We start from the raw sequence: 22,509 nt of genomic DNA, 5'->3' as shown, positions 1-22,509 counted from the left end.
GACAAGGGGGACAAGGAGGACTAATGACTAATGACTATTGACTATTGACCATTGACTATTGACTATTGACTATTGACCAAATTTCATCCTACCTCTGCGGCTAGGGTGAAATAAAAGGTACTACCTTCGTTTATTATTGACTCCACCCAAATTTTACCGCCGTGCCTTTCGACAATTTTACGGGCAATGGTTAATCCGGCTCCGTTACCACCGCCATATTCTTCTCTGCTATGTAAGCGTCGGAAAATCTGAAACACCTTTTCTTGATGTTCTTCGGGAATACCAATGCCGTTGTCGCGCACGTAAAAGGTGTAACAGCTAGTTGCTGCTGTATTCGGGTTGGCAAAATAGCCGATTTCTACCCATCTTTCTGGTTTGTCATTATATTTAATGGCATTACCGATGAGATTGGTAAATACTTCATTTACCTGAGCGCGATCGCATTCGATGCTGGGTAAATTTTGGGGAATGCGAAAGTCAATTTTGTCTTGGGGTCGAGATATGGTAAAGGTGGCGATCGCTTGTTGCACTAAATCTTGTAAATTCACTGGTTGGCGCAGCAGTTCAGTTCGTCCCAAACGGGAAAAGTGCAGCAAGGAATTAATTAAATTTTCCATGCGCTGAGTCAGCTTAACCAAAGTTTGCAGTTTAGCAATGCCATCTTCGTTTAAGATATCGCCATAATCTTCCATTAAGAAGTTGGCGTAGTTATGTATTCCGCGCAATGGTTCCTTTAAATCATGGGAAGCTACATAAGCAAAGGAATCTAATTCTTCATTACTTCGCTGCAATTCCATGTTCATTGATGCGAGTTCATCGGCTTGGCGCAAAACTACACCCACAATCAAGCTGCGTAATTCTGTTACGGCGGCGATTTCACAAGGTTTCCAAGCTAGAGAATAACCGTTTATTGTTTGTTGCCACAAAGCAAAGGATTTGCGTGGTGACAAACGCAAACTACCATCCTCCGCGACTTCCACGGGTTTATCAGGATTGCCGCCCCAATTCACAATTTGCTTGACTTCAGGACGAAACCAGATAATGTAATGGTGGTGAATTCGAGAAATTTCCAGGGCTAAGACACCACTCGCCACAGCTTTAAAAGCTTCAGCCGCCGGATAAACATGACAAAGCGATCGCGTGTGAAACAAATTTTCTTGCAGTTGGGGCTTAATCCAATCTAATAAAGCGGGAATCTCAGCTTCTGGGGGAGTTTCACCGATGCGAATCAAGCGATCGCTATTGCAAATAACCGCACCAGTAGCACTCACCAGCGCTAACAGTTCCCTTCCCATCTGTGCAATCCCATCGAGAAAATACTGCGCTTGCGATAGGGATTCAACAAATTGAGTTTGCAAAGACTTCAACTGCATCTTATAATCCTGGTCTTCGCTGGCTTGTTTATTTGCCAGTTGCAGTGACATCACCTGCCCAATAAACTCGCAAGCTGCCCTGATATTATAGGGAATATACTTACTAGAGGAATGATGACAGGCAATTAAACCCCACAGTTTTTTGTCATTTACTAAAGAAATCGACATAGAAGCGCCTACCCCCATGTTTTGCAGATACTCTAGATGAATTGGCGAGACGCTGCGTAACACTGACAAGCTTAAATCAAGTGGTTGATTAGTTAGGGGATTATTTGCCGGTATCAACTCTACAGGCTGATAATTGGCATTGGGAATAATGCGCAACCAATTGCTAGTATAAAGTTTTCGCGCTTGCTTCGGAATATCGCTAGGTGGATAGCGCAAATCTAAATAAGGAATTTCCCGATCTGTATCCTCTGCAATCACAATCCCAGTTTCATCATCATCAAAGCGGTAAATCATAACGCGCTCAAATTCCGTAATTTTGCGCACTTCTTTCACTACCAATTGACACATCTGCTCCATTGTTGGCGCTTTTTGAATCTTGGTGATTACCCCCTTCACCTGCTGATAAAAATTAAAAAAGTCAGCTTTTCCCTTGTGATTCTTCGGTTCTAACTCCAACAACGCCACCCCATCCCATTGATGAACAATGCCATCAAATCGCAGGGTTTTACCTTCATGCTTAATAGAAAGGTGTAGGGGATTGAGGCTTTCAAAGTCTCCATTTAAACATTGCTGAATTGTCACAACTTGCTTGGCTTCAAACAGGTATGACAACGGCTTCCCTAATAAATCTTCAGGTTGGCGATAAAGGAAATTAGCTGTATTGTTGCTAACTTGAATGATTTCTATGGTGGATAAATTGATCGCCAGCAGCACCCCATGCGGCTGAATCAATCCGGGAATGTGAATCGGTTCGCGATCGCAGTTGGTTAAATCCACTGACTGAACCGTCATGCCTGCTCAAACTCCTTTGCGATTTTTTCTACTGTTTTTAGCCACCAATTCTTACCCAAAATACCCAATTAAGAATGAAATTCTCAATTTTGAAGTCCGAATTAATATAACCCGATGACAGATAATCTGTCATAAGGTAGATATAATTTCTAACTTTAGATAGATTTCTAGCTGAAGCAGCCTATTTTGCGTTCTAGTTAGAAAATGGGCATGGGGCATTGGGCATGGGAAAGAGAGATTTTCCGGTTTGGTTATGGGTTTTTCCCATGCAAGACTGGCTTGTTATCTTTGATGCCCAAGGTAAATTGTAACGGGACGGGAAACCCCGCCCCTACCAAAATCTTAATTAGGGACATCCAATTTTTTAAATACCCAATCAATTTATAGTGCGTAAAGCCTTCTCTTCTCCCAAGGGGAGACGCTACGCGAACGAGACGCTACGCGAACGGCATAGCTTCGCTTAACGCGTAGCCTGTCCGTAAAGCCTGCGGCATAGCTTCGCTTAGGGCGCAGCCTCCCGCAGGGAAGGACAAACATCTTGCTCGCTTTTGAACAACCGCGAGCAAGACTTCGGCGTGAGCGCTCAGTCGAACGCTGCTCGCACTACGGAATATGGGTAATTTATTTTTTGTAAGTCCCTTACATATCAGCTAGTCACAGGAAAATCCCACCCTAGCCCCTAGCTCGGTTACTGCACCTCTTGGCTTTGAACTCAACACATAAGCCTGGCTTATTAACTTAATGTGCAATTATTTGTCAATCCATCTTGACACTTTGTAACAAATTTGTTAAATTTATTTACATAAAGTAACAAACACAATAAAAACAACCAAAGAAAAAGATTATGTATACCACCGTTAACGAAGATGGCGTTCTCAACAACTACGCAACCGAACCCCAAATTTACTACGCTGAATACCCAGCAATTTGGGAACAACGCAAATATGTAATCCAAGGTATTTTTGCTAGCTTGATTGTAACAACTTTGACTTTAGTTGCTGTCAGTATCAGCTAAAACTTCTAGATTTCTGTATTGGTATCTCTCATCGTCACTCGTTCTTCTCTGTCTCACCCCGGTTAGTTTCGCCGGGGTTTTTTGTTGCGAGAAAAATCTTTATCATTCCTATAAATTACTGACTTTGAAATCAGTGTTATTACGGTTATCTGAATTATTGAGATAAATTAACATTATTAATAATAAATCATTTAATTATGTAGAAGATAAATTAATTAGTAGCCAATAGCATCAAAAAATGCTGAGTATTTTTTCAAAAAAAAGTATTTTTATCGTCAATAATTACCGATAAACAAAAAAATAGCAGTTCCCAGCAAAACTGCTGATTTTGTCATGTTTTTAGGGTAATTAAGCATCCTATAGATTACCTAATTGCTAATCAAATATGGTGAGCAATTAGGTTGTCTTATCCTGCAACTACCATACTTACTGGCTGAACTAACCAATTACCTTTATGCTTTTTTTGGCACAAACAAAATTAGATAACTTATTAGATAATTTGCAAAAATTTACTAATATTCGCTATAGCGGTGAGCTAAAAATTAAAAGTTCTCATAAATCAAAATGGACTCTGTATTTTCATCGAGGAAATATAGTTTGGGCAACGGGAGGCGATCATCCTTACCGGCGATTACAACGCTATATTCAACAGTATTATCCTCAGTTGGAAATCAACAAATTATTTTTACATATTGAAAATAAATCTCTAGATTATTGGGATTATTGTTTATTAGAAGTTTTAGCAAACAAATATCAAGTCGAACCGCCAAAAATTCATGCCATTGTGAGAGGAATAATATCAGAAATATTATTTGATATAGCTCAACATCTCAATAAAGCAAAATTAGATTATGAGCAATCTCAAGAAGTAATTTTTAAAGCATCACCTGGTTCAACAATTGCCGAGATAAATTTGACACAAATTCAAGAATTTTGGCAGAATTGGTTAAAAGCTGGGTTAGCCAGTGTTTCTCCTCATTTAGCACCAATCGTCCGCCAACCAGAAGAACTACAAAAGTTTTTAAACACAACCATTTACAAAAACTTGGCTCATTCGATTAATGGCAAATATACTTTATGGGATTTATCTGTAAAAATGAATCAGAATGTATTGTCACTAACTCGTTCACTCATTCCCTATATCCGCAAAGGAATTGCTGAACTAATCGAAGTAGAGGACTTACCTTTACCAGCAACACCAGAGAAAAATAACCATAACTTTGCACAGCCTAACAAACCAAATGCGCCACTGATTGCTTGCATAGATGATAGCTTGCAAGTATGTAAAATGTTAGAGCAAGTAATTACCGCAAATGGTCTGAGATTTATTAAGATTCAAGATTCTACACAAGCTTTGCCAATTCTCATCCAGCATAAACCGGATTTAATATTTTTAGATTTGCTGATGCCGGTTGTCAATGGATACGAAATATGTGCCCAGTTAAGGCGAATTTCTGCATTATCAAACACGCCAGTGGTGATTTTAACAGGTAATAATGGTGTTTTCGATCAAGTTCGCTCTAAGGTTTATGGTGCGACAGACTTTATGACTAAACCTGTAGAGGCTGATAAAGTTGTGGAGATAATGTATAAATACTTGCCCCTGGCATTAATAGAGGCTAATCTCTGTAAAGCGCAAACTTATTTTGAAATTCCTTAACTGTTACTGTTATCAAGATAAAAATGGTGTGTTGTCGCCTATCAACACACCATTTTTTATTTGAGATTGAATTGTATAGCTATTGACTATTGACTATTGACTGTTGACTGATTAGAAGTTGTCGAAATTAGCGATCGCAGTTTTTAATTTATCTAGAACTTCATCAACTGCTACAGCACCTAATTCCCCAGAAGCGCGGGTACGGATGCTTAAGGTGTTGGTTTCCACTTCCTTAGCTCCCACCACAGCCATCACGGGTATTTTATCTTTTTCGGCATTGCGGATCAATTTACCCAAGCGATCGCCACTTAAATCTACTTCGGCACGAATGCCTAAAGCTTGCATTTTGGCAACTACATCTTTAGTAAAATCAATTTGCGCTTCCCCTACCGGTAGCAATCTCGCTTGTACTGGTGCTAACCACAAGGGGAAATCACCCGCATACTCTTCAATTAAAATCCCAATCAGCCGTTCCAAAGAACCAAAAGGTGCGCGGTGAATCATTACCGGACGTTTGCGGGAACCATCTTCAGCAACATATTCTAAATCAAAGCGTTCTGGCAAATTATAATCTACTTGCACAGTTCCTAATTGCCATTCTCGCTCTAAAGCATCCTTAAAGATAAAGTCGAGTTTCGGCCCGTAAAAAGCCGCTTCGCCAATACCCTCAAAATGTTCCATTCCCAACTGTTCTACAGCGCGGCGAATTGCACCTTCCGCCTTATCCCAAACTTCATCACCACCGATATACTTATCACTAGCCGGATCTCGGAAACTCAGCCTAGCTTTAAAGTTCTTCAGTTGCAGTTTATTGAACACCGACAAAATTAAATCGACAACGCTGAGGAATTCGTTGTCTAGCTGTTCTGGGGTGACAAACAAATGAGAATCATCCACAGTAAAACCGCGCACTCTGGTTAAACCGCCTAATTCTCCCGATTGTTCGTAGCGGTAAACAGTCCCAAATTCCGCCAAGCGCATTGGTAATTCCCGATAGGAACGCAACTCACTCTTATATATTTGGATATGAAACGGACAATTCATCGGCTTCATCACAAAGCCTTGTTCTAAAGCCGCAGCTTCTGCATCATCCGCCATCAAGGGGAACATATCTTCTTTATACTTCTGCCAATGTCCAGAAGTTTTAAATAAATCCACCCTGGCGATATGGGGGGTAACTACAGGTAAATATCCGCGTTTTAGCTGTTCCTGTTTCAAAAAGTCTTCCAACATACTCCGCAACAAAGTACCTTTGGGAGTCCACAAAGGTAAACCCGGCCCCACCAGGTCGGAAAATATAAATAATCCCAGTTCCTTACCGAGTTTGCGGTGATCTCTTCTTTGTGCTTCTTCTTTGCGTCGCTTGTACTCCGCCAATTGTTCGGGACTTTCCCAAGCGGTGGCGTAAATTCTTTGTAATTGCGCTTTGGTTTCATCACCCCGCCAATAAGCACCCGCAACGCTTTCTAATTCAATGGCTTTGGGGTTAATTTCGCTGGTATTTTCTAAATGAGGCCCCGCGCACAAATCCCACCATTCATTACCTAGGTGGTAAATTGTAATCGGTTCTTCTTTAATATCTGCGAGAATTTCTAACTTATAAGGTTCTTTAATTTCCTCAATCCGGCGTTTGGCTTCTTCGCGGCTGACTTCTTCCCGAACTACTGGGAGTTTGCGATTAATAATTTTTACCATCTCTTTTTGGATGGCTTTTAAATCTTTATCGCTAAACGGTTCTGGATTGTCAAAATCATAGTAAAAACCGTTATCAATCCAGGGGCCAATTGTGACTTGCGCCTTGGGAAACAGCTTTTGTACAGCCATAGCCATCACATGGGAAGCAGTGTGGCGAATTTTTTTTAAAGTTTCCGATTCGCTGCTACGAGGTAAATACATTTTTGCAGATTGTTCTGATTGATTAGGAAGTTGATTAGGCGACATCGGCTGCTAAACCATTGGCGAAGTGATTGAAATGCTGATTTATCCAGTGTGGTGCTGAAAAATCTACCCAAATATAGCATGGGCAAATATGCTATATTAACAGGCTTTTTCCTATGCTAGACCAAGTTTACTTAACTGGGCATTGGGCATGGGGCATGGGGCATTGGGCATGGGGTTTGATGTTGGTAGAGGAATTATCGGCTAGATCAATGCATAAGCTATTCTGCTTTTAAGTTGCACAATCCATTGTGAAGGCTGTTGACTGTTGACCGTTGACCGTTGACCATTGACTGTTTAAAGCCCTTATTAGTAGTTATGCAATTTAGATGGGCATGAGCTTATCAATATATATGTACTTGAGTTTGGTATTGCAGAGCTAGGTAAATCATCATGGCGCGATCGCACCTGTGTATCCGACAAGCTACAAACATCTAATATGATTGATTTTCGCTGCTTTACCCCTTGAAGCTGATATCATCTGCGATTTGCTATGATTTGCAGATATTTTCTCTTGTAATTTCTCAATGTAAACGCTTAATATAAGAGCAATATTTCGCAATTTCTCATCATAATTAACCCTCTATCTTCAGGCTGATTTATTTTTATAATAAAGATATTGACTTTTTAATATCTTTGTGCGTAAGAACAAAAAACCATACCTGAGATAGCTATTCCAGGCGATTGAGTGACTATAGAATAGAAAAATGTATATTAAAATACATCTTTTTGTAAAGTTTGTTCTATTAAGCAAAAAAAAAGGATGTGAAGATTTGTAAATAAAGTTAAGATTAGAGGGAAACTTTCAGAATATGCTTCTCATTTATGGGAGACTCAAATTTACCAGGGTCTGAATTGCTCAAAAGCCTCTTAGAACCGTTGTTAGATGATTTTCATTTTTGGTTTACGCGATCGCGCGATTTTTTGGAAACCAGACAACTCTCATTTATGAGCGAGCAAGAGCAAGATGACTTGCTTTCCAGAGTCAAACAAGCACAAGAGGAACTTAGAACAGCGAGAATGCTATTTAATGCAACCGATGGACAAGTTGGACTTGATATGGGCACCCTTAATCCTTGGCATGACATAGTAACAGAATGCTGGAATGCAGTTATGCGCTTTCATCAAGAAAAAGGGGAACAAGAGACTGAAGAATAAATTTTTTATAAGTTAGGTTCGCTAAACTTAGTTAATAGCAGCAAGTCAGTATTTGTGAAAACCAGCGCGTAGCTAGACTAGCTAGCGGCAATCATTGCCAACCTTAGCTTGATTAGCTGTTGAAATTTTGTCTAGTTGGTATGTAGATTTTCTCAAAAGTCACAATCCTTAATAAATTTTGAATAAATCAGAAAATTAGGTATCCCATGCTACCGTGTTCTGAATAACGTTTACTAGATTACCCTTAATAGAAAACACCATACGTACAAACAGTACGTAACTTAATCGCCATTGCTATTGCTGTACCTGAAGTTATTAGCAAAGCAAAGCGTTACAGTAAAAACTTTTAAAATTCACTTCCTCTGGAGGACAATTCCGATGTTACACCTGCTTTACATTCTTGCCTTTACAATTCTTGCTGTGATTGCTGTTGCCAATTTAATACGTAACCTGATTATGTTCAGTTTTGATCGAGACCGAACATACCCAACAATGAACGATCGGGGACAATATGGCTATCCCACATCGAGAAAACAGTTTACACCACATCCAGAGTTATTAGATAGTGCAGGTAATTTAATTAAAGAACCTTTATTAGTCATGCGGTCAATCAATGTAGAAGACGCCCGTCAACAACTAGATGCTTTATATGAATCTTCTCCAGGTCGTAAAGTGGAGAATCAAGAAGAAAGCTAAATCAGAATACTGTATTCCTGAGCGAAGAACAAATTAATATTAAAAGGTAAAGAAAGGAGTTTGGATCTTCTTTCTTTTTTTATTGGTCAGTTTTTAGAGACGCGATGAATCGCGTCTGTACAAGGGTCATTTGTGAGTTGATGTTTTCAATATTTAATGACGATTCTCGTAGAGGTGGGGTTTCCCCCACCTGTGTCAACTTAAGGCAAAACCCAGCTACCGCAAGGAACTGAAGTTCCTTGCTAATAGCCAAAGTCATCGTCAGATTCCTAAATCTCCTCAAAATCTTGAGTCTACTTTAGTAGACTTGGGCTATTAGCCTGAGAATTCATTCTCAGGCGGGTGACAAAGCTAAGACAGAGGCTATTTTTAACTTAAATTGACACCAATGGGTTTCCCCACCCTTCCAAGAATTTAATTTGACGTTTTAAATTGTGCGTAAGGAACACAGGATACAAGGACAAGAAGAAAAACAAAAATCAAGACTTGCCCCATGCCCCATGCCCCATACCCCACTAAATTACGCCTCAATCACTACGCGCAGATTTCCGCGTTTTTTGGCGACACGACAAGCAGTAGTGTTACCAGAACGCTCAAATTCTAAATCAAGAACGGTGGTACCAACTTGCAAATTATGGAAGGATAAACGATTAATCGACTCTGGTAAAGCCGGATCGATGATTCGCAAGCAGTTATTTTGCGCATCAGGTACGAGATTTACTATCATTTGCAAGAGTTGGAAAACACTACCAGTAGCCCAAGCTTGAGGCGTACAAGCCACTGGGTACTGTACGGGGGCGTTATCTCCGTTGCGTTCGTAACCACAAAACAGTTCTGGGGGACGAAAATATGGTTGCTGACTAGTCATATCAAACAAACCTTGGCATAATTCTAAGGCTTGATCGATTAAGCCAAGCGATCGCAATCCCATCGCAATGATGGCGTTATCATGGGGCCAGACTGAACCGATGTGATAGCCCATTGGGTTATAAGCTGGAGATAAACTACTTAAAGTCCTTATTCCCCAACCATTAAACATATCAGGGGCGCGTAATCTTTCGGCAACGCTATAGGCTTTTTCTGGTGTAAAAATACCTAAATGCAAACAATGGCCGGGATTAGATGTAATACTATCTACCTGCTTACCATCGCCATCTAAAGCTAAAGCGCAGAAATCTTGGTCTTCCATCCAAAAATCGCGGTTAAACCTAATTTTCAGGTTTTTAGCTTCTTCTTGCCATCTATCAGCTAAATCTAGCCGCTTTTTCATCCGCGCAATTTCTGAGAGGCGCATTTTCGCTGCATAAACATATGCTTGCACCTCACAAAGAGCGATCGCACCGTTAGCTAATTCTCCCTTATGATCTACAATACAGTCGCCAGAATCTTTCCAACCTTGGTTAGCTAGACCGCGTTTAGATTTACGATTGTAGCTTAAGTAGCTGGTTTGTTTAATATTGCGGTCAATCCACTCCATTGCTGCTAAGGCATTAGGCCAAAGTTGCTCTAAAGTTTCGCGATCGTTTGTCCATGCATAATACTCTGCATAGAGCATCAGCCACAATGGAGTCGCATCAACTGTACCGTAGTATGGCGTATGGGGAATTTCTTGACAGCGCGCCATTTCTCCCAAGCGCAACTCGTGTAAAATTTTCCCTGGTTCTTCATCACGCCATTCATCTTCGACTTTACCTTGATATTTCGCTAACAGTATCAGCGTTTCTTTGGCAATTGTGGGATTTAACATCAAAGTTTGGGAAGCTGTGATGATAGAATCTCGCCCAAACAGCGCCGAAAACCAAGGTACGCCTGCTGAAACAGTCTTATACTTGCCAAAAGACTGGCGCAACAAATACATATCTTGTTCAGCGCGTTCAATCACACGATTGAAGATGCTTTTATCTGAACTAATCCGGGTAATTTGGTTTACCCATTGTTGTTCTTCGATTAACTCAGCCGCTTTTGCCTGTGGTAAGGTAATGGCGGCGCTGACGGTAGAACTGGGTTGATTATTGCGGAGTAAATTTACCCGGTAAGCTAACTTTTGGGTTTCGTGGGGAGTTAACTCTAACTGCCAAACCGCAGTGTAACCTTTAAAGTAGTCTGGTTGGCGGTGCTGAAATTGCAACCGAGATTCCATGACTAAGCCATCCAAACCTTGATAAGCCATTGTCAAAGATTCATCCCGCGATAGCACTGGCTGAGTTTGCACAGATGCAAAGCCATCGCCTTCTGTAGATGTACCATCTTCTGTTAAAGGTTCGACTAAGCGCAGCAATCTACCCCGTTTACCTCTGTCATAACCGCGCACTTCAAATAAATCGACAAAATCAGCATCAAAGCTAATGCTGAGTTCAAAACTTACGGTAGTTGTGCTATAATTAGCTACTTCGATTTCTTCAAACAGTGCCCCATTGAGTACCATTTCCCGGCGAATGCCTACGGTGTCAGGCCGCAGACGTTCATCAATTCTGGGGTTAGTACATAGCACTGAGAGAGCAAATCCTTTTTCAGCTGTACTACTGAGTAAGATAGGCGATCGCCCTTCAATTTGTAACTCCAAGCGATTGAGAAATCTGGTATCACAGCAAAACAGTCCCATACTGGGGTTACCATCGTTGAGAGAACAGCCAGAAATGTTCCCCAGCGTGTCTGTCACTAAAAATAAATCGTCATCTTTTACCGTCAGGGTTGGTTGTGGTCTGTCACTCAGAACACAAGGCCATTCTGGGATAGGTAATTGTTCTGCGGGAATATAAGTTTTTCCATCCAGGAAAATTTTTTCCGGTGTCATTAGTATATCCGGTGTCATTAGGCAACGTTCCGTGTACAGGTCTAGATTTTCGTGTAGGCTTTAGCGTCAACAGGAAAAAAGTTCTAGTTGAGAACCTTACCCAGAGATTTGAAGTAAAAAGACGCTCTAGTAAACGTAGTTAAGCTATTTCAGCCAAAATCATACTGACACAATCTTCAAAAAAGGACAGCTATAAAATCTACAGCAATCAGAATCGAGGACTAAAACTGCCGATTTGAGATTTATAGTTAAGGCTGTCAATAGTTAAATATCGATTGTGTCAGAAGGTAAACCTATACTTTTTAAAGTTTTATTAAGCTGGCGTCAAGTCTAAATAACTGTGATTTTACGTGATTTTGCGGATTATTTGGCGATTAATATATATTTATATGCAGATAGGTTATTATATCGGCAGTTTATTTAATTTTTGGCATTAATAAATCTACTGGCATATTATTTAAAGTTTACATTGCAGACTTTTGTCAAAAAAATCAGGGATAAATATGCTGACTAGAGAAAAAATTTGATTTTTTGTGATATCGCCTGGTGTCGGATTGGCAATCATATAAATAAAGTGGGCAATAAGTAGTACTTCAATAGCTCGCCTACTAATATAAATTTATGTTGAGAAATAGTAGTTATTACCAATGCCAAAAAATTCTGCAAAAATTGAATGTGACAATGTATGATATAGTTTTTAATAAAAATTAAAACTAAATAATTAATTTATATAAAATGAAATTACAAACTATCCGGCTTTTCTCATATATTTGATTAAATTTACTACCAAGAAAATCTCTAGATAGCAAGTATTATTAGCGGCAGATTTATCGTGCTAATGAGAAAATCAGGTTGATAATTCACATTTAGCCACATTTACACAAAAGTAAAATGGGAATTGATGTCAAGCTGGCTACATAAATACAAAAATATCAAAAACTATAATAATATTAGAAACTTCGAGACATAAAACTTAGTTAAAAAGCACCGTTAACTAATATATTTAATTGGCTGATGTTCAATTAATCAGCGATAATTGATCGAGGATTACTCACAAGTGATCTATCTGTAAACTTTTGATAGTTTTGTAGTAAGCATAAAGCGTGCTTGTTACATGCTGGAGAAATCCTGTCTGAGCAAGTTGGGTCAAAGATTGAAGAATCTTCGCCCTTATAGGGCGGAGAGTGTCAAGATTCTTTACATATTCCCTTTGTCTAAATGACTTTAGAGTCCGTTGTAATTTGTACAATGCATCTGTGACTTGGATTGAGATCGAATTGGGCTTTTTATAACGACATTCATGAGCATTTCAACTTCTGTGCTGAGTGATCTGCTACAGTTCCTCCCCTACCTAAGACCCCAGCTATATTTTAAGGCTTCGCTGACAGCGCTCTCCCATGCGATGGAAGACCAAGTTCTAGCGGCGACTTTAGAGCAGCCGTTGGTAATTGCGAGCTTTCAACGCGAGCGATTTTATCGTCAAGAAGCCCATCGCTACCAACGTTTGTCGGAGCGAAGTAACCAAATATACGTATTATCTGCCCCGGAAACGGATTTTACGAATAGCTCGGAATATTATGAAAAAGTAGCTTTTGAGCCAGATGACGCTTTAAGCCAAGAATGGCATTTAGTAGTAATTGGTGATAATTATGCTACTTGTCTGGTATGTCGAGAAAGCCTGGGTTCCATTGCCAAGAATAAGCAGAATCCGGAAATGATTCCTAGCCTGGATATGGATACAGCGCGGAGGTTTGAGGGAATTTGGACATCAGAACGAGGCGTGAGTCTCAAAGCTGCTCAATTACTTTTAGAGAGAATTGTAGTTTACAGACCAGATTTAGCGAAGAAAGTAGAAGCAGCACGCCAAAGGTTTGGAATTGGGACACCAAAAATTGCCTCAGATACAGAGCAAAGCAGCAAGTATGCTTGTGATATAGACACAGATCCATTTGTGCAACGCTTGGTAACTTATCTGCAAGCAAGTCAGTATAAATTGCATAAAGCTTATCGTTCGATTACAGCCCAAGCACGGAAAGAACAGTTAATTAATTCTATTAGTACTGCAATTAGGCGATCGCTCGATCCCCATGAAGTGTTGCAAATCGCCGCCCAAGAATTAGGACAGCACCTGGGGGCGGGACGTTGTTTAATTTACCGCGCCCAAGCTACAGACGCCCAAGCCATTATTGAACATGAATTTTTAAATCCAGGGGTGTCATCGGTATTAGGGCAAACTTGGCAACTACAGCAAAATAAACTATTTCAGGAAATAGTCAAACAAGGCGAGGGGGTGTGTGTTAGCGATACCCTAGAAGATCCTTGGGTAATTGATTCGCCAGTGTTATCAGCGATCGCTAAAAAATTTGACATTCGTTCTTGGCTGATTGAACCAGTATTTTATCAAGGGCGATTGCTGGGCATAGTCGAGTTACATTACTGCAATCCCTCACCTCATGAGTGTTTACCAGGGGAATTGGACTTAGTGAAAGCGATCGCTACTCAAGTAGGCGCAGCCTTAATTCAAGCAGAAGCCTACGCCAACCTAGAAGAACTCAATCAGCAACTAGAAGCCCTAGATCGTACCCGCAGCAACCTCATAGCCATTACCGGACACGAACTGCGCACCCCCCTATCAACAATTCAAGTTTGCCTCGAAAGCCTCGCCAGCGAGCCAGATATGCCCCAAGATTTACAGCAAGTCATGCTGGAAACTGCCCTCGCTGATTCCGAAAGAATGCGCAAACTAGTGCAAGATTTCTTAACACTTTCCAACTTAGAAAGCGGTCGCGTAGAATGGCATCCCGAATCGCTGACATTACAAGAATGTATAGACTTAGCCCTAAGTAGAATGCGGACGCGCCCCACCATCGAAAAACCGCCCGAAATTACCACGAATATTGCCGAAAACCTGCCTTTAGTCAAAGCAGACGGCGATTGGCTAGTAGAAGTCATCGCCAAACTCATAGACAACGCCTTTAAATTTACACCCTCCCACGGCGACATTACGATTAGTGCCATACGTAACGAAAAGCAAATGGTCGAAGTCACCGTAGCCGATACCGGACGAGGTATCGAACCCAATCGCTTAGAGATAGTATTCGACAGATTTTATCAAGAAGAGGGCGCACTCCGCCGCAGCACAGGCGGTACAGGTTTGGGATTAGCAATTTGTCGGCAAATTGTCAATGGTTGGGGCGGAGAAATTTGGGCAACCTCCAAAGGCAAAGACAAAGGCAGCCAGTTTCACTTTACCGTCCCCATTGTCCAGAGCAGCCCGGAGCGGGGCAAGGGAGCAGTGGGCAGGGGGGTAAAGAAGAGGCAGGGGGGCAGGGGGTAGGGAGCAGGGGGACAACTGAACAATTGTACAGACGCGATTCATCGCGTCTCTGTCTCTGACCAATGACAATTGACTAATAACAACCAAAAAAGGACTAAAAACTGTTACAGTCTATGACACGATTGCAACACGATCCGTTTGGCAGTGTTAGGATGCCCTAAAAACGTTGAGAGACTACTTTATGGCAGAAGCACTTTCTGGAAAAACTCCGCTATTTGCTGGCAGCACTGGTGGCTTGCTGACAAAAGCAGCAACGGAAGAAAAGTACGCTATCACCTGGACTAGCCCCAAGGCTCAAGTTTTTGAATTGCCTACAGGTGGCGCGGCTACTATGCAAGAGGGTCAAAACCTGTTGTATATTGCTCGGAAAGAATATGGTATCGCTTTGGGCGGTCAACTCCGGAAGTTCAAAATCACCGACTACAAGATTTACCGGATTCTGCCTTCAGGTGAAACCACTATGATTCATCCTGCTGATGGCGTATTCCCTGAAAAGGTAAACGCAGGTCGTGAGAAAGTCCGTTTTGTGCCACGCAACATTGGTAGCAACCCCAATCCATCTGCACTAAAGTTCAGCGGTAAATATACCTACGACGCTTAGGTAATAGGTACTGGGAACTATTAGGGACTAGGGACTAGGGACTAGGGACTAGGGGTTAGAGGTTGGAAAAGATTTTCTCCCAATCGTTTATCCTTTATACTTAGTTCTCTATGCCCTATTCCCTATACCCCAATGTTCCAATCCCCAATCCCTCAGTAGTTTATGATTTTCCCCGATTTTTCTGAATTTTCCCAATTAGCTGCACAAGGTAACTTTGTTCCTGTATATCAGGAATGGGTAGCAGATCTCGATACACCAGTATCTGCTTGGTATAAGGTTTGTGCTGGTCAGCCTTACAGCTTTTTGTTGGAATCGGTAGAAGGTGGGGAAAAGCTGGGGCGTTATAGTTTATTGGGATGCGATCCGTTGTGGGTGTTGGAAGCTAGGGGTGAGACGACAACCCAAACACATCGGGATGGTTCTCAGGAAGTCTTTGCAGGCGATCCCTTTACGGCTTTAGCTAATTGTCTGGAACCTTATAAACCAGTTAAATTACCCCAATTACCACCGGGAATTGGCGGGTTGTTTGGCTTTTGGGGTTATGAATTAATTAATTGGATCGAACCCCGCGTACCCATTTACCCCCAAGATGAGAGAAATTTACCTGATGGGTTGTGGATGCAGGTAGATCACCTGTTAATTTTTGACCAGGTGAAGCGGAAAATTTGGGCGATCGCCTATGCTGATTTACGCGATCCGCAAGTGGATTTACAAGCAGCTTATCAACAAGCAGGCGATCGCGTGACGCAAATGCTGAATAAGTTATCTCTGCCATTATCACCAGAGAAAACCCAATTTGCATGGACTCCTCCTGGTAACAAAAAAGCAGCAGCAACAGAATATAACAGTAATTTTACGCGCCCGGAATTTTGCGCTAGCGTCCAAAAAGCTAAAGATTACATCAAAGCAGGCGATATTTTTCAAGTCGTCATTTCTCAGCGATTATCTACAGAATATACAGGCGACCCCTTCGCCCTTTACCGTTCCCTACGGCAGATAAATCCTTCGCCTTACATGGCTTACTTTAACTTCCAGGATTGGCAAATTATCGGTTCTAGTCCAGAAGTAATGGTAAAAGCCGAACGCGATCGCGATGGAGAAACAATCGCTACAGTCCGTCCGATTGCGGGAACGCGCCCTAGAGGGAAAACTAGTAAGGAAGATGCAGCATTAGCAGAAGATTTGCTCCAAGACCCCAAAGAAGTGGCAGAACATGTCATGCTAGTGGACTTAGGGCGGAATGATTTAGGACGAGTTTGCCAAAGCGGTAGCGTGAGAGTTGATGAGTTAATGGTAGTGGAACGCTACTCTCATGTCATGCATATTGTCAGTAATGTGGTAGGTAAATTAGCCACTGATAAAACAGCATGGGATTTACTTAAAGCTTGTTTTCCGGCGGGAACAGTTAGCGGTGCGCCAAAAATTCGGGCGATGGAGATTATCCACGAATTAGAACCTAGCCGTCGCGGGGTTTATTCTGGCGTTTATGGTTATTATGACTTTGAAGGACAATTAAATAGCGCGATCGCCATTCGGACAATGGTAGTTCGCGATCGCACCGTCACCGTTCAAGCTGGTGCGGGTTTGGTAGCTGATTCCGAACCTGAAAAAGAGTATGAAGAAACCCTCAATAAAGCTAGAGGTTTGTTAGAAGCGATTCGTTGTTTGCGTTAAACAAACCATGCTAGGAAGAAAATGACTAGGTTTCTTTACGATCAGTTTGCCAAAGATTATCTGACAGAACTCTTACAACCCTTAGGGGAAGTAGATACGAGTCGAAAAGTAGCGGCGGAAATTCGCGAAATAGACGTATATTTCACACCGACAACCCAATTAACCAGCGATACAATAGAATTAGGGCTGCTAGGAAAACTTGCAGCTACACCTGCGTTAATTGAACCCTTTAGAAATGCGGCGACAATTGCGGAAATTCGTAGTTGTTTAAATAAATTATTTGATATCTTTGCTGAGTCAAAGCGTCAATCTAAAGTAGAGAAAAAGCAAATTGCTGAATCAGATTTACCTAAATTGTGGATTTTGTCGCCAACAGCCTCTGAAGGGATATTGAATGGTTTTAGAACCAGCTTAGATATAGAAAATTGGGGAGTAGGAATCCATTTTTTCGGAGATTATTTCCGTACCGCAATTGTCGCCATTCATCAATTACCTGTTACCCAAGAAACACTATGGTTAAGAATTTTAGGTAAAGGAAGAGTTCAGCAACAAGCGATAGATGAACTAGAAGCACTTCCGCCAACAAATCCCTTACGTGCGAGAGCAATCGATTTATTATTAAATTTAAAGACTACATTGGAAGTTAATCAAAATATCGACCAAGAAGATAGAGAGTTAATTATGCGCTTATCTCCTATTTACGAACAAAAATTAGCAGAATCTAAACAAGCCGGAATTCAAGAAGGAATTCAAGCCGGAATTCAGCAAGGCGTAAACGCAGAACGCCGTCGAGTTATAGAAAATTTACTGCGCATTAGGTTTGGTGCTTTAAGTGATGATTTAACCAGGATTATTGAACCTTTATCATTATTATCACCGGAAGAATTTACTCCTTTATTACTGCAATTGTCACCACAAGAATTAATAGATAGATTTTTGTGACAAGAATTCATAGGACTTACGCAAAATATAGATCAAGAAGATAGAGAGTTAATTATGCGCTTATCTCCTATTTATGAACAAAAATTAGCAGAATCTAAACAAGCTGGAATTCAAGCAGGTATTCAGCAAGGCGTAAATGTAGAACGTCGTCGAGTTATAGAAAATTTATTGCGTATTAGGTTTGGTGTTTTAAATGATGATTTAACCAAGATTATTGAACCTCTATCATTATTATCACCGGAAGAATTTACTCCTTTATTGCTGCAATTATCACCACAAGAATTAATAGAAAGATTTTTGTAAAAATAATTCATATGACTTACGCAAAAGTTACAAAAAATTAAACCACAGAGGACACAGAGTACACAGAGAACTAAGAGTTTCAGAGACTTATTGCGTAAGTCCTAAATTCAGTAAATAAATACTGAATTCTCTAAAATAAATTACTTGTTAATCGCCGATATAGCCGTAGCCAGATAGATTAGGATATCAAACTAAGATAAAATCCAATAAGGTTCAGTTAAGGATAATTGTAGGTTGGGGAGCCAGTGCGTTGCGGGGGTTCCCCTCGTTGTAGCAACTGGCGTTTGAACGAAGTAAAACCCAACAAACCCTTGAAAATGTTGGGTTACCCTACGGGAAGCCGCTCCGCGTCTACGTTCCTCAACCCAACCTACGCAGCGTAAGGTTTTTGGCGCTAACTGAACTGTATTGAGATAAAATCCTGGCAATAAAAGTCTTTCAACCGTCAACCGTCAACCGTCAACCGTCAACCGTCAACCGTCAACAGCTATAACTTTTATTCCGCATGAGGAAATATTGCTAAATCTGTCATCGGATCAAAAAAGTGAATTTTTTCGGGAATGAGTGATAACCAAAGTTGATCGCCTATATTTACTGATCGTTCTGGCGGAACTCTTACTTGTAGATAATCACTCGTATTATTTTCAGCAAAACAGGCTTCGCCAAGTCTGGCGCTGATAAAGCTATCGTTACCTAAATTTTCAACTAAATCTACTAAAACGGGGAGATTTTTTGTGGCAGGTACGCTGACAATAAAATGTTCTGGACGCACACCTAAAATTAAAGTTTGTCCATCATATTTTTGTAAGGCGCTTTCCCAAATTTGTGGGAGAGTGAGACGAAATTGAGAATGGGTAATTAATAAAGGTGCATGAAATTCTACAGGAATAAAATTCATTGGTGGTGAACCAATAAATTCAGCGACAAAGCGATTGGCTGGACGATTATAAAGTTCTAAAGGCGAAGCAACTTGCTGAATTTGTCCTTGATTCATAATCGCAATGCGATCGCCCATTGTCATCGCTTCGGTTTGATCGTGGGTGACGTAAATTGTCGTTGTTCCTAATTGGCGCTGTAATTTGACAATTTGGGCGCGGGTTTCTGCACGTAATTTCGCGTCTAAATTCGACAACGGCTCATCCATTAAGAATACTTGGGGATTGCGGGCGATCGCTCTTCCTAAAGCTACCCTTTGTCTTTGTCCCCCCGAAAGCTGCTTAGGTAAACGATTCAGCAAAGTTTCAATTTGCAACAACTGCGCCACATTCCGCACCCGCCGATCTACTTCCCGTTCCTTGTGAGAAATGTAACGCAGTCCTTTCGGTAGCGATCGCGTTATCCCGACAAATAAATTTTCTGCCAAGGTTGATAAAGTAGATGTGGAGATAGGAAACCGGGAAGAATTGGCAATTTCTGCATCTTCTCTTTCTCTACTGTCAAAACGACGCCGCAGTCCAAAGGCGATATTGTCATACACTGACATGTGGGGATAAAGGGCGTAATTTTGAAACACCATTGCGATGTCGCGTTCCTTGGGTGGTAAATCGTTCACTAAGCGATCGCCTACCCAAATATTACCGCCCGTCATCGTTTCTAAACCGGCAATTAACCGCAGCAGGGTACTTTTACCACAACCAGAAGGCCCCACCAATACCATAAACTCCCCATCAGCGATAGTGAGGTTAATTCGCCGCAGGACATTAATATTATCTGCACGTTCTCGCTGTGCATCAGTTTTCTTACCAGAGGATAAAGCCGTTGAGGTTGGCTCGGCAATACTTTCCCCTTTACGCGGGGGGAAACTTTTATAAATATTTTCTAATACAACTTGAGACACGAGTTTTAATGATTCTTATTGGGCATGGGGCATTGGGCATGGGGCATTAGGCAATTGTACAGACGCGATTAATCGCGTCTCTAGCAAATGACAACTGACAACTAAATACGAAAAGTTAAAAAAGTAGCTCGTAGCCATAAAAGCAAACTAACGTTAATTTTAGGACTTTCTGAAGGTCAGCTTATGACTAACTCTTTATCTGAAAATCCTGCCCATGATATTCATGACATTATAGATGTCCAAACCACTGATTGTTGTATTGTCGGTGGTGGCCCGGCTGGGGCTGTATTGGCGTTATTATTAGCCCGTCAAGGGATTCCGGTGATGCTGTTGGAAGCACATAAAGACTTCGATCGCGATTTTCGCGGTGACACCATTCACCCATCTGTAATGGAGATTATGGCGGAATTGGGTTTGAGCGATCGCTTGTTGGCACTCCCCCATAGTAAAATTCGCCAATTGCGGATTCAAACTGCTGAAGATAGCGTGACTTTGGCAGATTTTAGCCATATAAAAACCAATTACCCATACATCACTATGCTTCCCCAAGTGAAATTTCTGGAATTTATCACCCAGGAAGCGCAAAAATACCCCAGTTTTCAGTTAATTATGGGGGCGAATGTTCAAGAATTAATTATTCAAGATGGCGTGGTTGCGGGTGTACGCTATCGGGGAGGGGGTGGTTGGCATGAAATTCGCTCAAAACTGACTGTAGGTGCAGATGGACGCCATTCCAAGTTAAGACAACTGGGTAGTTTTGAGTCTGTGGAAACTTCCCCATCAATGGATGTGCTGTGGTTCCGTCTCCCCCGTCACCCAGAAGATGCAGAAGGGGGAATGGGAAGAATTGCCAAAGGACACATTCTCGTGATGCTGGATCGAGGTGAAGAATGGCAAATTGCCTATGTTATCCCTAAAGGCGGCTATCAACAACTACGCACTGCGGGTTTAGAGGAGTTAAAAAAATCTGTAGTCGAAGTTGTACCAGAATTAGGGAATCGCATCTCTAATTTACATGATTGGTCACAAGTAGCTTTTCTTTCCGTAGAATCCAGCCGCGTTAAGCGTTGGTATCGTCCCGGATTGCTACTGATTGGCGATGCAGCCCATGTCATGTCCCCCGTGGGTGGTGTGGGGATTAACTACGCCATTCAGGATGCAGTTGTTGCAGCAAATGCTATTACCAAACCCCTAAAAAATCAAAATTTACAACTCAAAGATTTAGCAAAAGTCCAAAACCAAAGAGAATTACCTACAAGAATCATCCAAGCATTTCAAACCTTCATCCAAAAACAAATATTCACCCGCATACTCACATCCGATGAGACTTTTCAACCGCCAGCCTTCCTCCGCTTACCCATCCTGCGCGACTTCCCCGCGCGATTAATTGGTTTGGGTTTGTTCCCAGTTCACGTGCAAATTTAATTTGGGCATGGGGCATTGGGCATTGGGCATGGGGCATTGGGCATGGGGCATTGGGCATGGGGCATTGGGCATTGGGCATGGGGCATCATTCGTAGGGGTGGGGTTTCCCCGCCCTTTACGACAACGGAATTGGTATATTTGTGAAATTGTCGGACAAAAGGTCAAAATTTCAGGCTCAAAAGCGCAACATTCAAGCTCAAAGCTGCACATTTCCAGATAAAAGCCGCAACGTTCAAGCTCAAACCTGCAAATTCCCAGATAAAAGCCGCAACATTCAAGCTCAAAGCTGCACATTTTCAGATAAAAGCCGCAACGTTCAAGCTCAAACCTGCAAATTTCCAGATAAAAACCGCAACGTTCAAGCTCAAACCTGCAAATTTCCAGATAAAAACCGCAACATTCAAGCTCAAAGCTGCAACCTTCACCCTCAAAGGCTCAACCGTCAGCCTCACCTCACCAAAAATTGTGTCTCCCACATCTCCGTTATCCCCACAATCTCCAATCCCCAATTCTCAAAAATAATTCTTGCCTCATTCCATAACTATAATGGTACAATTATACTACTCAGTTGTAGAATTCAATGCTTGCTCTAGTCAGGCGAAGGGTGCGTTAGCATCCATCGCTTGGCTTTTATGCTAAAACTGTCTAAATATAAAGAATGTATATTAAAAAATGCCAAGGTTAACAATATATAGATAGTAATTAACGCTAAACAGCAAAACTTGAAACCAAGCGTCAAAATTTAGATCTAAACTCAAAAACATTTTTCCTACAAGGCTTTTGTAATTTTGAATTT

The 22,509-nt window shown here is 41.4% G+C and carries 15 protein-coding genes and 1 pseudogene; 10 read left to right on the top strand and 6 right to left on the bottom strand.

Going from position 1 to position 22,509, the window contains the following annotated elements:
* Positions 1-83: 83 nt before the first annotated feature.
* Positions 84-2,333 carry an ATP-binding protein gene (locus AACW45_RS08040; protein ID WP_190632517.1) on the bottom strand — a complete coding sequence of 750 codons (2,250 nt, stop codon included), beginning with the start codon at positions 2,331-2,333 and terminating at the stop codon, positions 84-86.
* 844 nt (positions 2,334-3,177) lie between these two features.
* On the opposite strand from AACW45_RS08040, the gene psb34 reads away from it, so the two are divergent.
* Together psb34 and AACW45_RS08030 are read left to right on the top strand one after the other, a co-directional pair.
* A complete protein-coding gene (gene psb34 / locus AACW45_RS08035; RefSeq protein WP_190632516.1) occupies positions 3,178-3,348 on the top strand; it encodes a photosystem II assembly protein Psb34 in 171 nt (56 codons plus the stop codon).
* 454 nt (positions 3,349-3,802) lie between these two features.
* A complete protein-coding gene (locus AACW45_RS08030) occupies positions 3,803-5,008 on the top strand; it encodes a response regulator (protein WP_190632515.1) in 1,206 nt (401 codons plus the stop codon).
* A gap of 111 nt (positions 5,009-5,119) precedes the next feature.
* Here the strand turns inward: AACW45_RS08030 and thrS are convergent, their stop codons facing one another.
* On the bottom strand, positions 5,120-6,949 hold the full coding sequence (gene thrS / locus AACW45_RS08025; protein ID WP_190632514.1) for a threonine--tRNA ligase: 1,830 nt from the start codon (positions 6,947-6,949) through the stop codon (positions 5,120-5,122).
* Positions 6,950-7,771: 822 nt separating this feature from the next.
* On the opposite strand from thrS, the gene AACW45_RS08020 reads away from it, so the two are divergent.
* Together AACW45_RS08020 and AACW45_RS08015 are read left to right on the top strand one after the other, a co-directional pair.
* Entirely contained in the window at positions 7,772-8,104 is a 333-nt protein-coding gene (locus tag AACW45_RS08020) for a DUF2605 domain-containing protein (protein ID WP_190543549.1), read from the top strand.
* Positions 8,105-8,482: 378 nt separating this feature from the next.
* Complete coding sequence (locus AACW45_RS08015; protein WP_096644966.1) at positions 8,483-8,800, top strand: DUF2973 domain-containing protein; 318 nt, start codon at positions 8,483-8,485, stop codon at positions 8,798-8,800.
* Positions 8,801-9,320: 520 nt separating this feature from the next.
* On the opposite strand, the gene AACW45_RS08010 is transcribed toward AACW45_RS08015, so the two are convergent.
* The gene (locus tag AACW45_RS08010; protein ID WP_190632513.1) at positions 9,321-11,612 is read right to left on the bottom strand and encodes an amylo-alpha-1,6-glucosidase; all 2,292 of its coding nucleotides are present in this window, start codon (positions 11,610-11,612) and stop codon (positions 9,321-9,323) included.
* 1,282 nt (positions 11,613-12,894) lie between these two features.
* Here AACW45_RS08010 and AACW45_RS08005 point away from each other — a divergent pair.
* From AACW45_RS08005 to AACW45_RS07985, 5 genes are all read left to right on the top strand, one after another.
* A complete protein-coding gene (locus AACW45_RS08005; RefSeq protein WP_190632512.1) occupies positions 12,895-14,931 on the top strand; it encodes a DICT sensory domain-containing protein in 2,037 nt (678 codons plus the stop codon).
* Positions 14,932-15,112: 181 nt separating this feature from the next.
* Positions 15,113-15,532: a photosystem I reaction center subunit II PsaD gene (locus AACW45_RS08000; protein WP_190632511.1), complete on the top strand. Its 420-nt coding sequence runs from the start codon at positions 15,113-15,115 to the stop codon at positions 15,530-15,532.
* Positions 15,533-15,694: 162 nt separating this feature from the next.
* Positions 15,695-17,206: an anthranilate synthase component I gene (gene trpE / locus AACW45_RS07995; protein WP_190632510.1), complete on the top strand. Its 1,512-nt coding sequence runs from the start codon at positions 15,695-15,697 to the stop codon at positions 17,204-17,206.
* A 21-nt stretch (positions 17,207-17,227) separates the two neighbouring features.
* Positions 17,228-18,148, top strand: a complete 921-nt coding sequence (locus tag AACW45_RS07990) for a hypothetical protein (RefSeq protein ID WP_190632509.1) — start codon at positions 17,228-17,230, stop codon at positions 18,146-18,148.
* 54 nt (positions 18,149-18,202) lie between these two features.
* Complete coding sequence (locus tag AACW45_RS07985) at positions 18,203-18,451, top strand: hypothetical protein (RefSeq protein ID WP_190632508.1); 249 nt, start codon at positions 18,203-18,205, stop codon at positions 18,449-18,451.
* A gap of 496 nt (positions 18,452-18,947) precedes the next feature.
* Here AACW45_RS07985 and AACW45_RS38395 read toward each other — a convergent pair whose 3' ends face one another.
* Positions 18,948-19,349 carry a TOBE domain-containing protein gene (locus tag AACW45_RS38395; RefSeq protein WP_445223250.1) on the bottom strand — a complete coding sequence of 134 codons (402 nt, stop codon included), beginning with the start codon at positions 19,347-19,349 and terminating at the stop codon, positions 18,948-18,950.
* A 291-nt stretch (positions 19,350-19,640) separates the two neighbouring features.
* Positions 19,641-20,117 (bottom strand): annotated as a pseudogene (locus AACW45_RS38390) (ABC transporter ATP-binding protein); the annotation flags it as partial.
* Between the two features lie 354 nt (positions 20,118-20,471).
* On the opposite strand from AACW45_RS38390, the gene AACW45_RS07975 reads away from it, so the two are divergent.
* On the top strand, positions 20,472-21,713 hold the full coding sequence (locus tag AACW45_RS07975) for an FAD-dependent oxidoreductase (protein ID WP_190632506.1): 1,242 nt from the start codon (positions 20,472-20,474) through the stop codon (positions 21,711-21,713).
* Positions 21,714-22,009: 296 nt separating this feature from the next.
* Here AACW45_RS07975 and AACW45_RS07970 read toward each other — a convergent pair whose 3' ends face one another.
* Positions 22,010-22,189, bottom strand: a complete 180-nt coding sequence (locus AACW45_RS07970; protein ID WP_190692805.1) for a hypothetical protein — start codon at positions 22,187-22,189, stop codon at positions 22,010-22,012.
* Positions 22,190-22,509: the final 320 nt, after the last annotated feature.

This window comes from Calothrix sp. FACHB-168, from assembly GCF_963889195.1.
GTDB lineage: Bacteria > Cyanobacteriota > Cyanobacteriia > Cyanobacteriales > Nostocaceae > Aulosira > Aulosira anomala_A.
Note: the sequence above shows the minus strand (reverse complement) of the source record. Positions and strands in the feature narration are given on the sequence as shown.

Bases quoted from the DNA above. Each gene is read 5' to 3' on its own strand.
- AACW45_RS08040 (WP_190632517.1), bottom strand. From the start codon at position 2,333: ATGACGGTTCAGTCAGTGGATTTAACCAACTGCGATCGCGAACCGATT.
- AACW45_RS08020 (WP_190543549.1), top strand. From the start codon at position 7,772: ATGGGAGACTCAAATTTACCAGGGTCTGAATTGCTCAAAAGCCTCTTA.
- AACW45_RS38395 (WP_445223250.1), bottom strand. From the start codon at position 19,349: ATGAATTTTATTCCTGTAGAATTTCATGCACCTTTATTAATTACCCAT.
- trpE (WP_190632510.1), top strand. From the start codon at position 15,695: ATGATTTTCCCCGATTTTTCTGAATTTTCCCAATTAGCTGCACAAGGT.
- AACW45_RS08030 (WP_190632515.1), top strand. From the start codon at position 3,803: ATGCTTTTTTTGGCACAAACAAAATTAGATAACTTATTAGATAATTTG.
- AACW45_RS07985 (WP_190632508.1), top strand. From the start codon at position 18,203: ATGCGCTTATCTCCTATTTATGAACAAAAATTAGCAGAATCTAAACAA.
- psb34 (WP_190632516.1), top strand. From the start codon at position 3,178: ATGTATACCACCGTTAACGAAGATGGCGTTCTCAACAACTACGCAACC.
- AACW45_RS08010 (WP_190632513.1), bottom strand. From the start codon at position 11,612: ATGACACCGGATATACTAATGACACCGGAAAAAATTTTCCTGGATGGA.
- AACW45_RS07975 (WP_190632506.1), top strand. From the start codon at position 20,472: ATGACTAACTCTTTATCTGAAAATCCTGCCCATGATATTCATGACATT.
- AACW45_RS08015 (WP_096644966.1), top strand. From the start codon at position 8,483: ATGTTACACCTGCTTTACATTCTTGCCTTTACAATTCTTGCTGTGATT.
- AACW45_RS07990 (WP_190632509.1), top strand. From the start codon at position 17,228: ATGACTAGGTTTCTTTACGATCAGTTTGCCAAAGATTATCTGACAGAA.
- AACW45_RS08005 (WP_190632512.1), top strand. From the start codon at position 12,895: ATGAGCATTTCAACTTCTGTGCTGAGTGATCTGCTACAGTTCCTCCCC.
- thrS (WP_190632514.1), bottom strand. From the start codon at position 6,949: ATGTCGCCTAATCAACTTCCTAATCAATCAGAACAATCTGCAAAAATG.
- AACW45_RS08000 (WP_190632511.1), top strand. From the start codon at position 15,113: ATGGCAGAAGCACTTTCTGGAAAAACTCCGCTATTTGCTGGCAGCACT.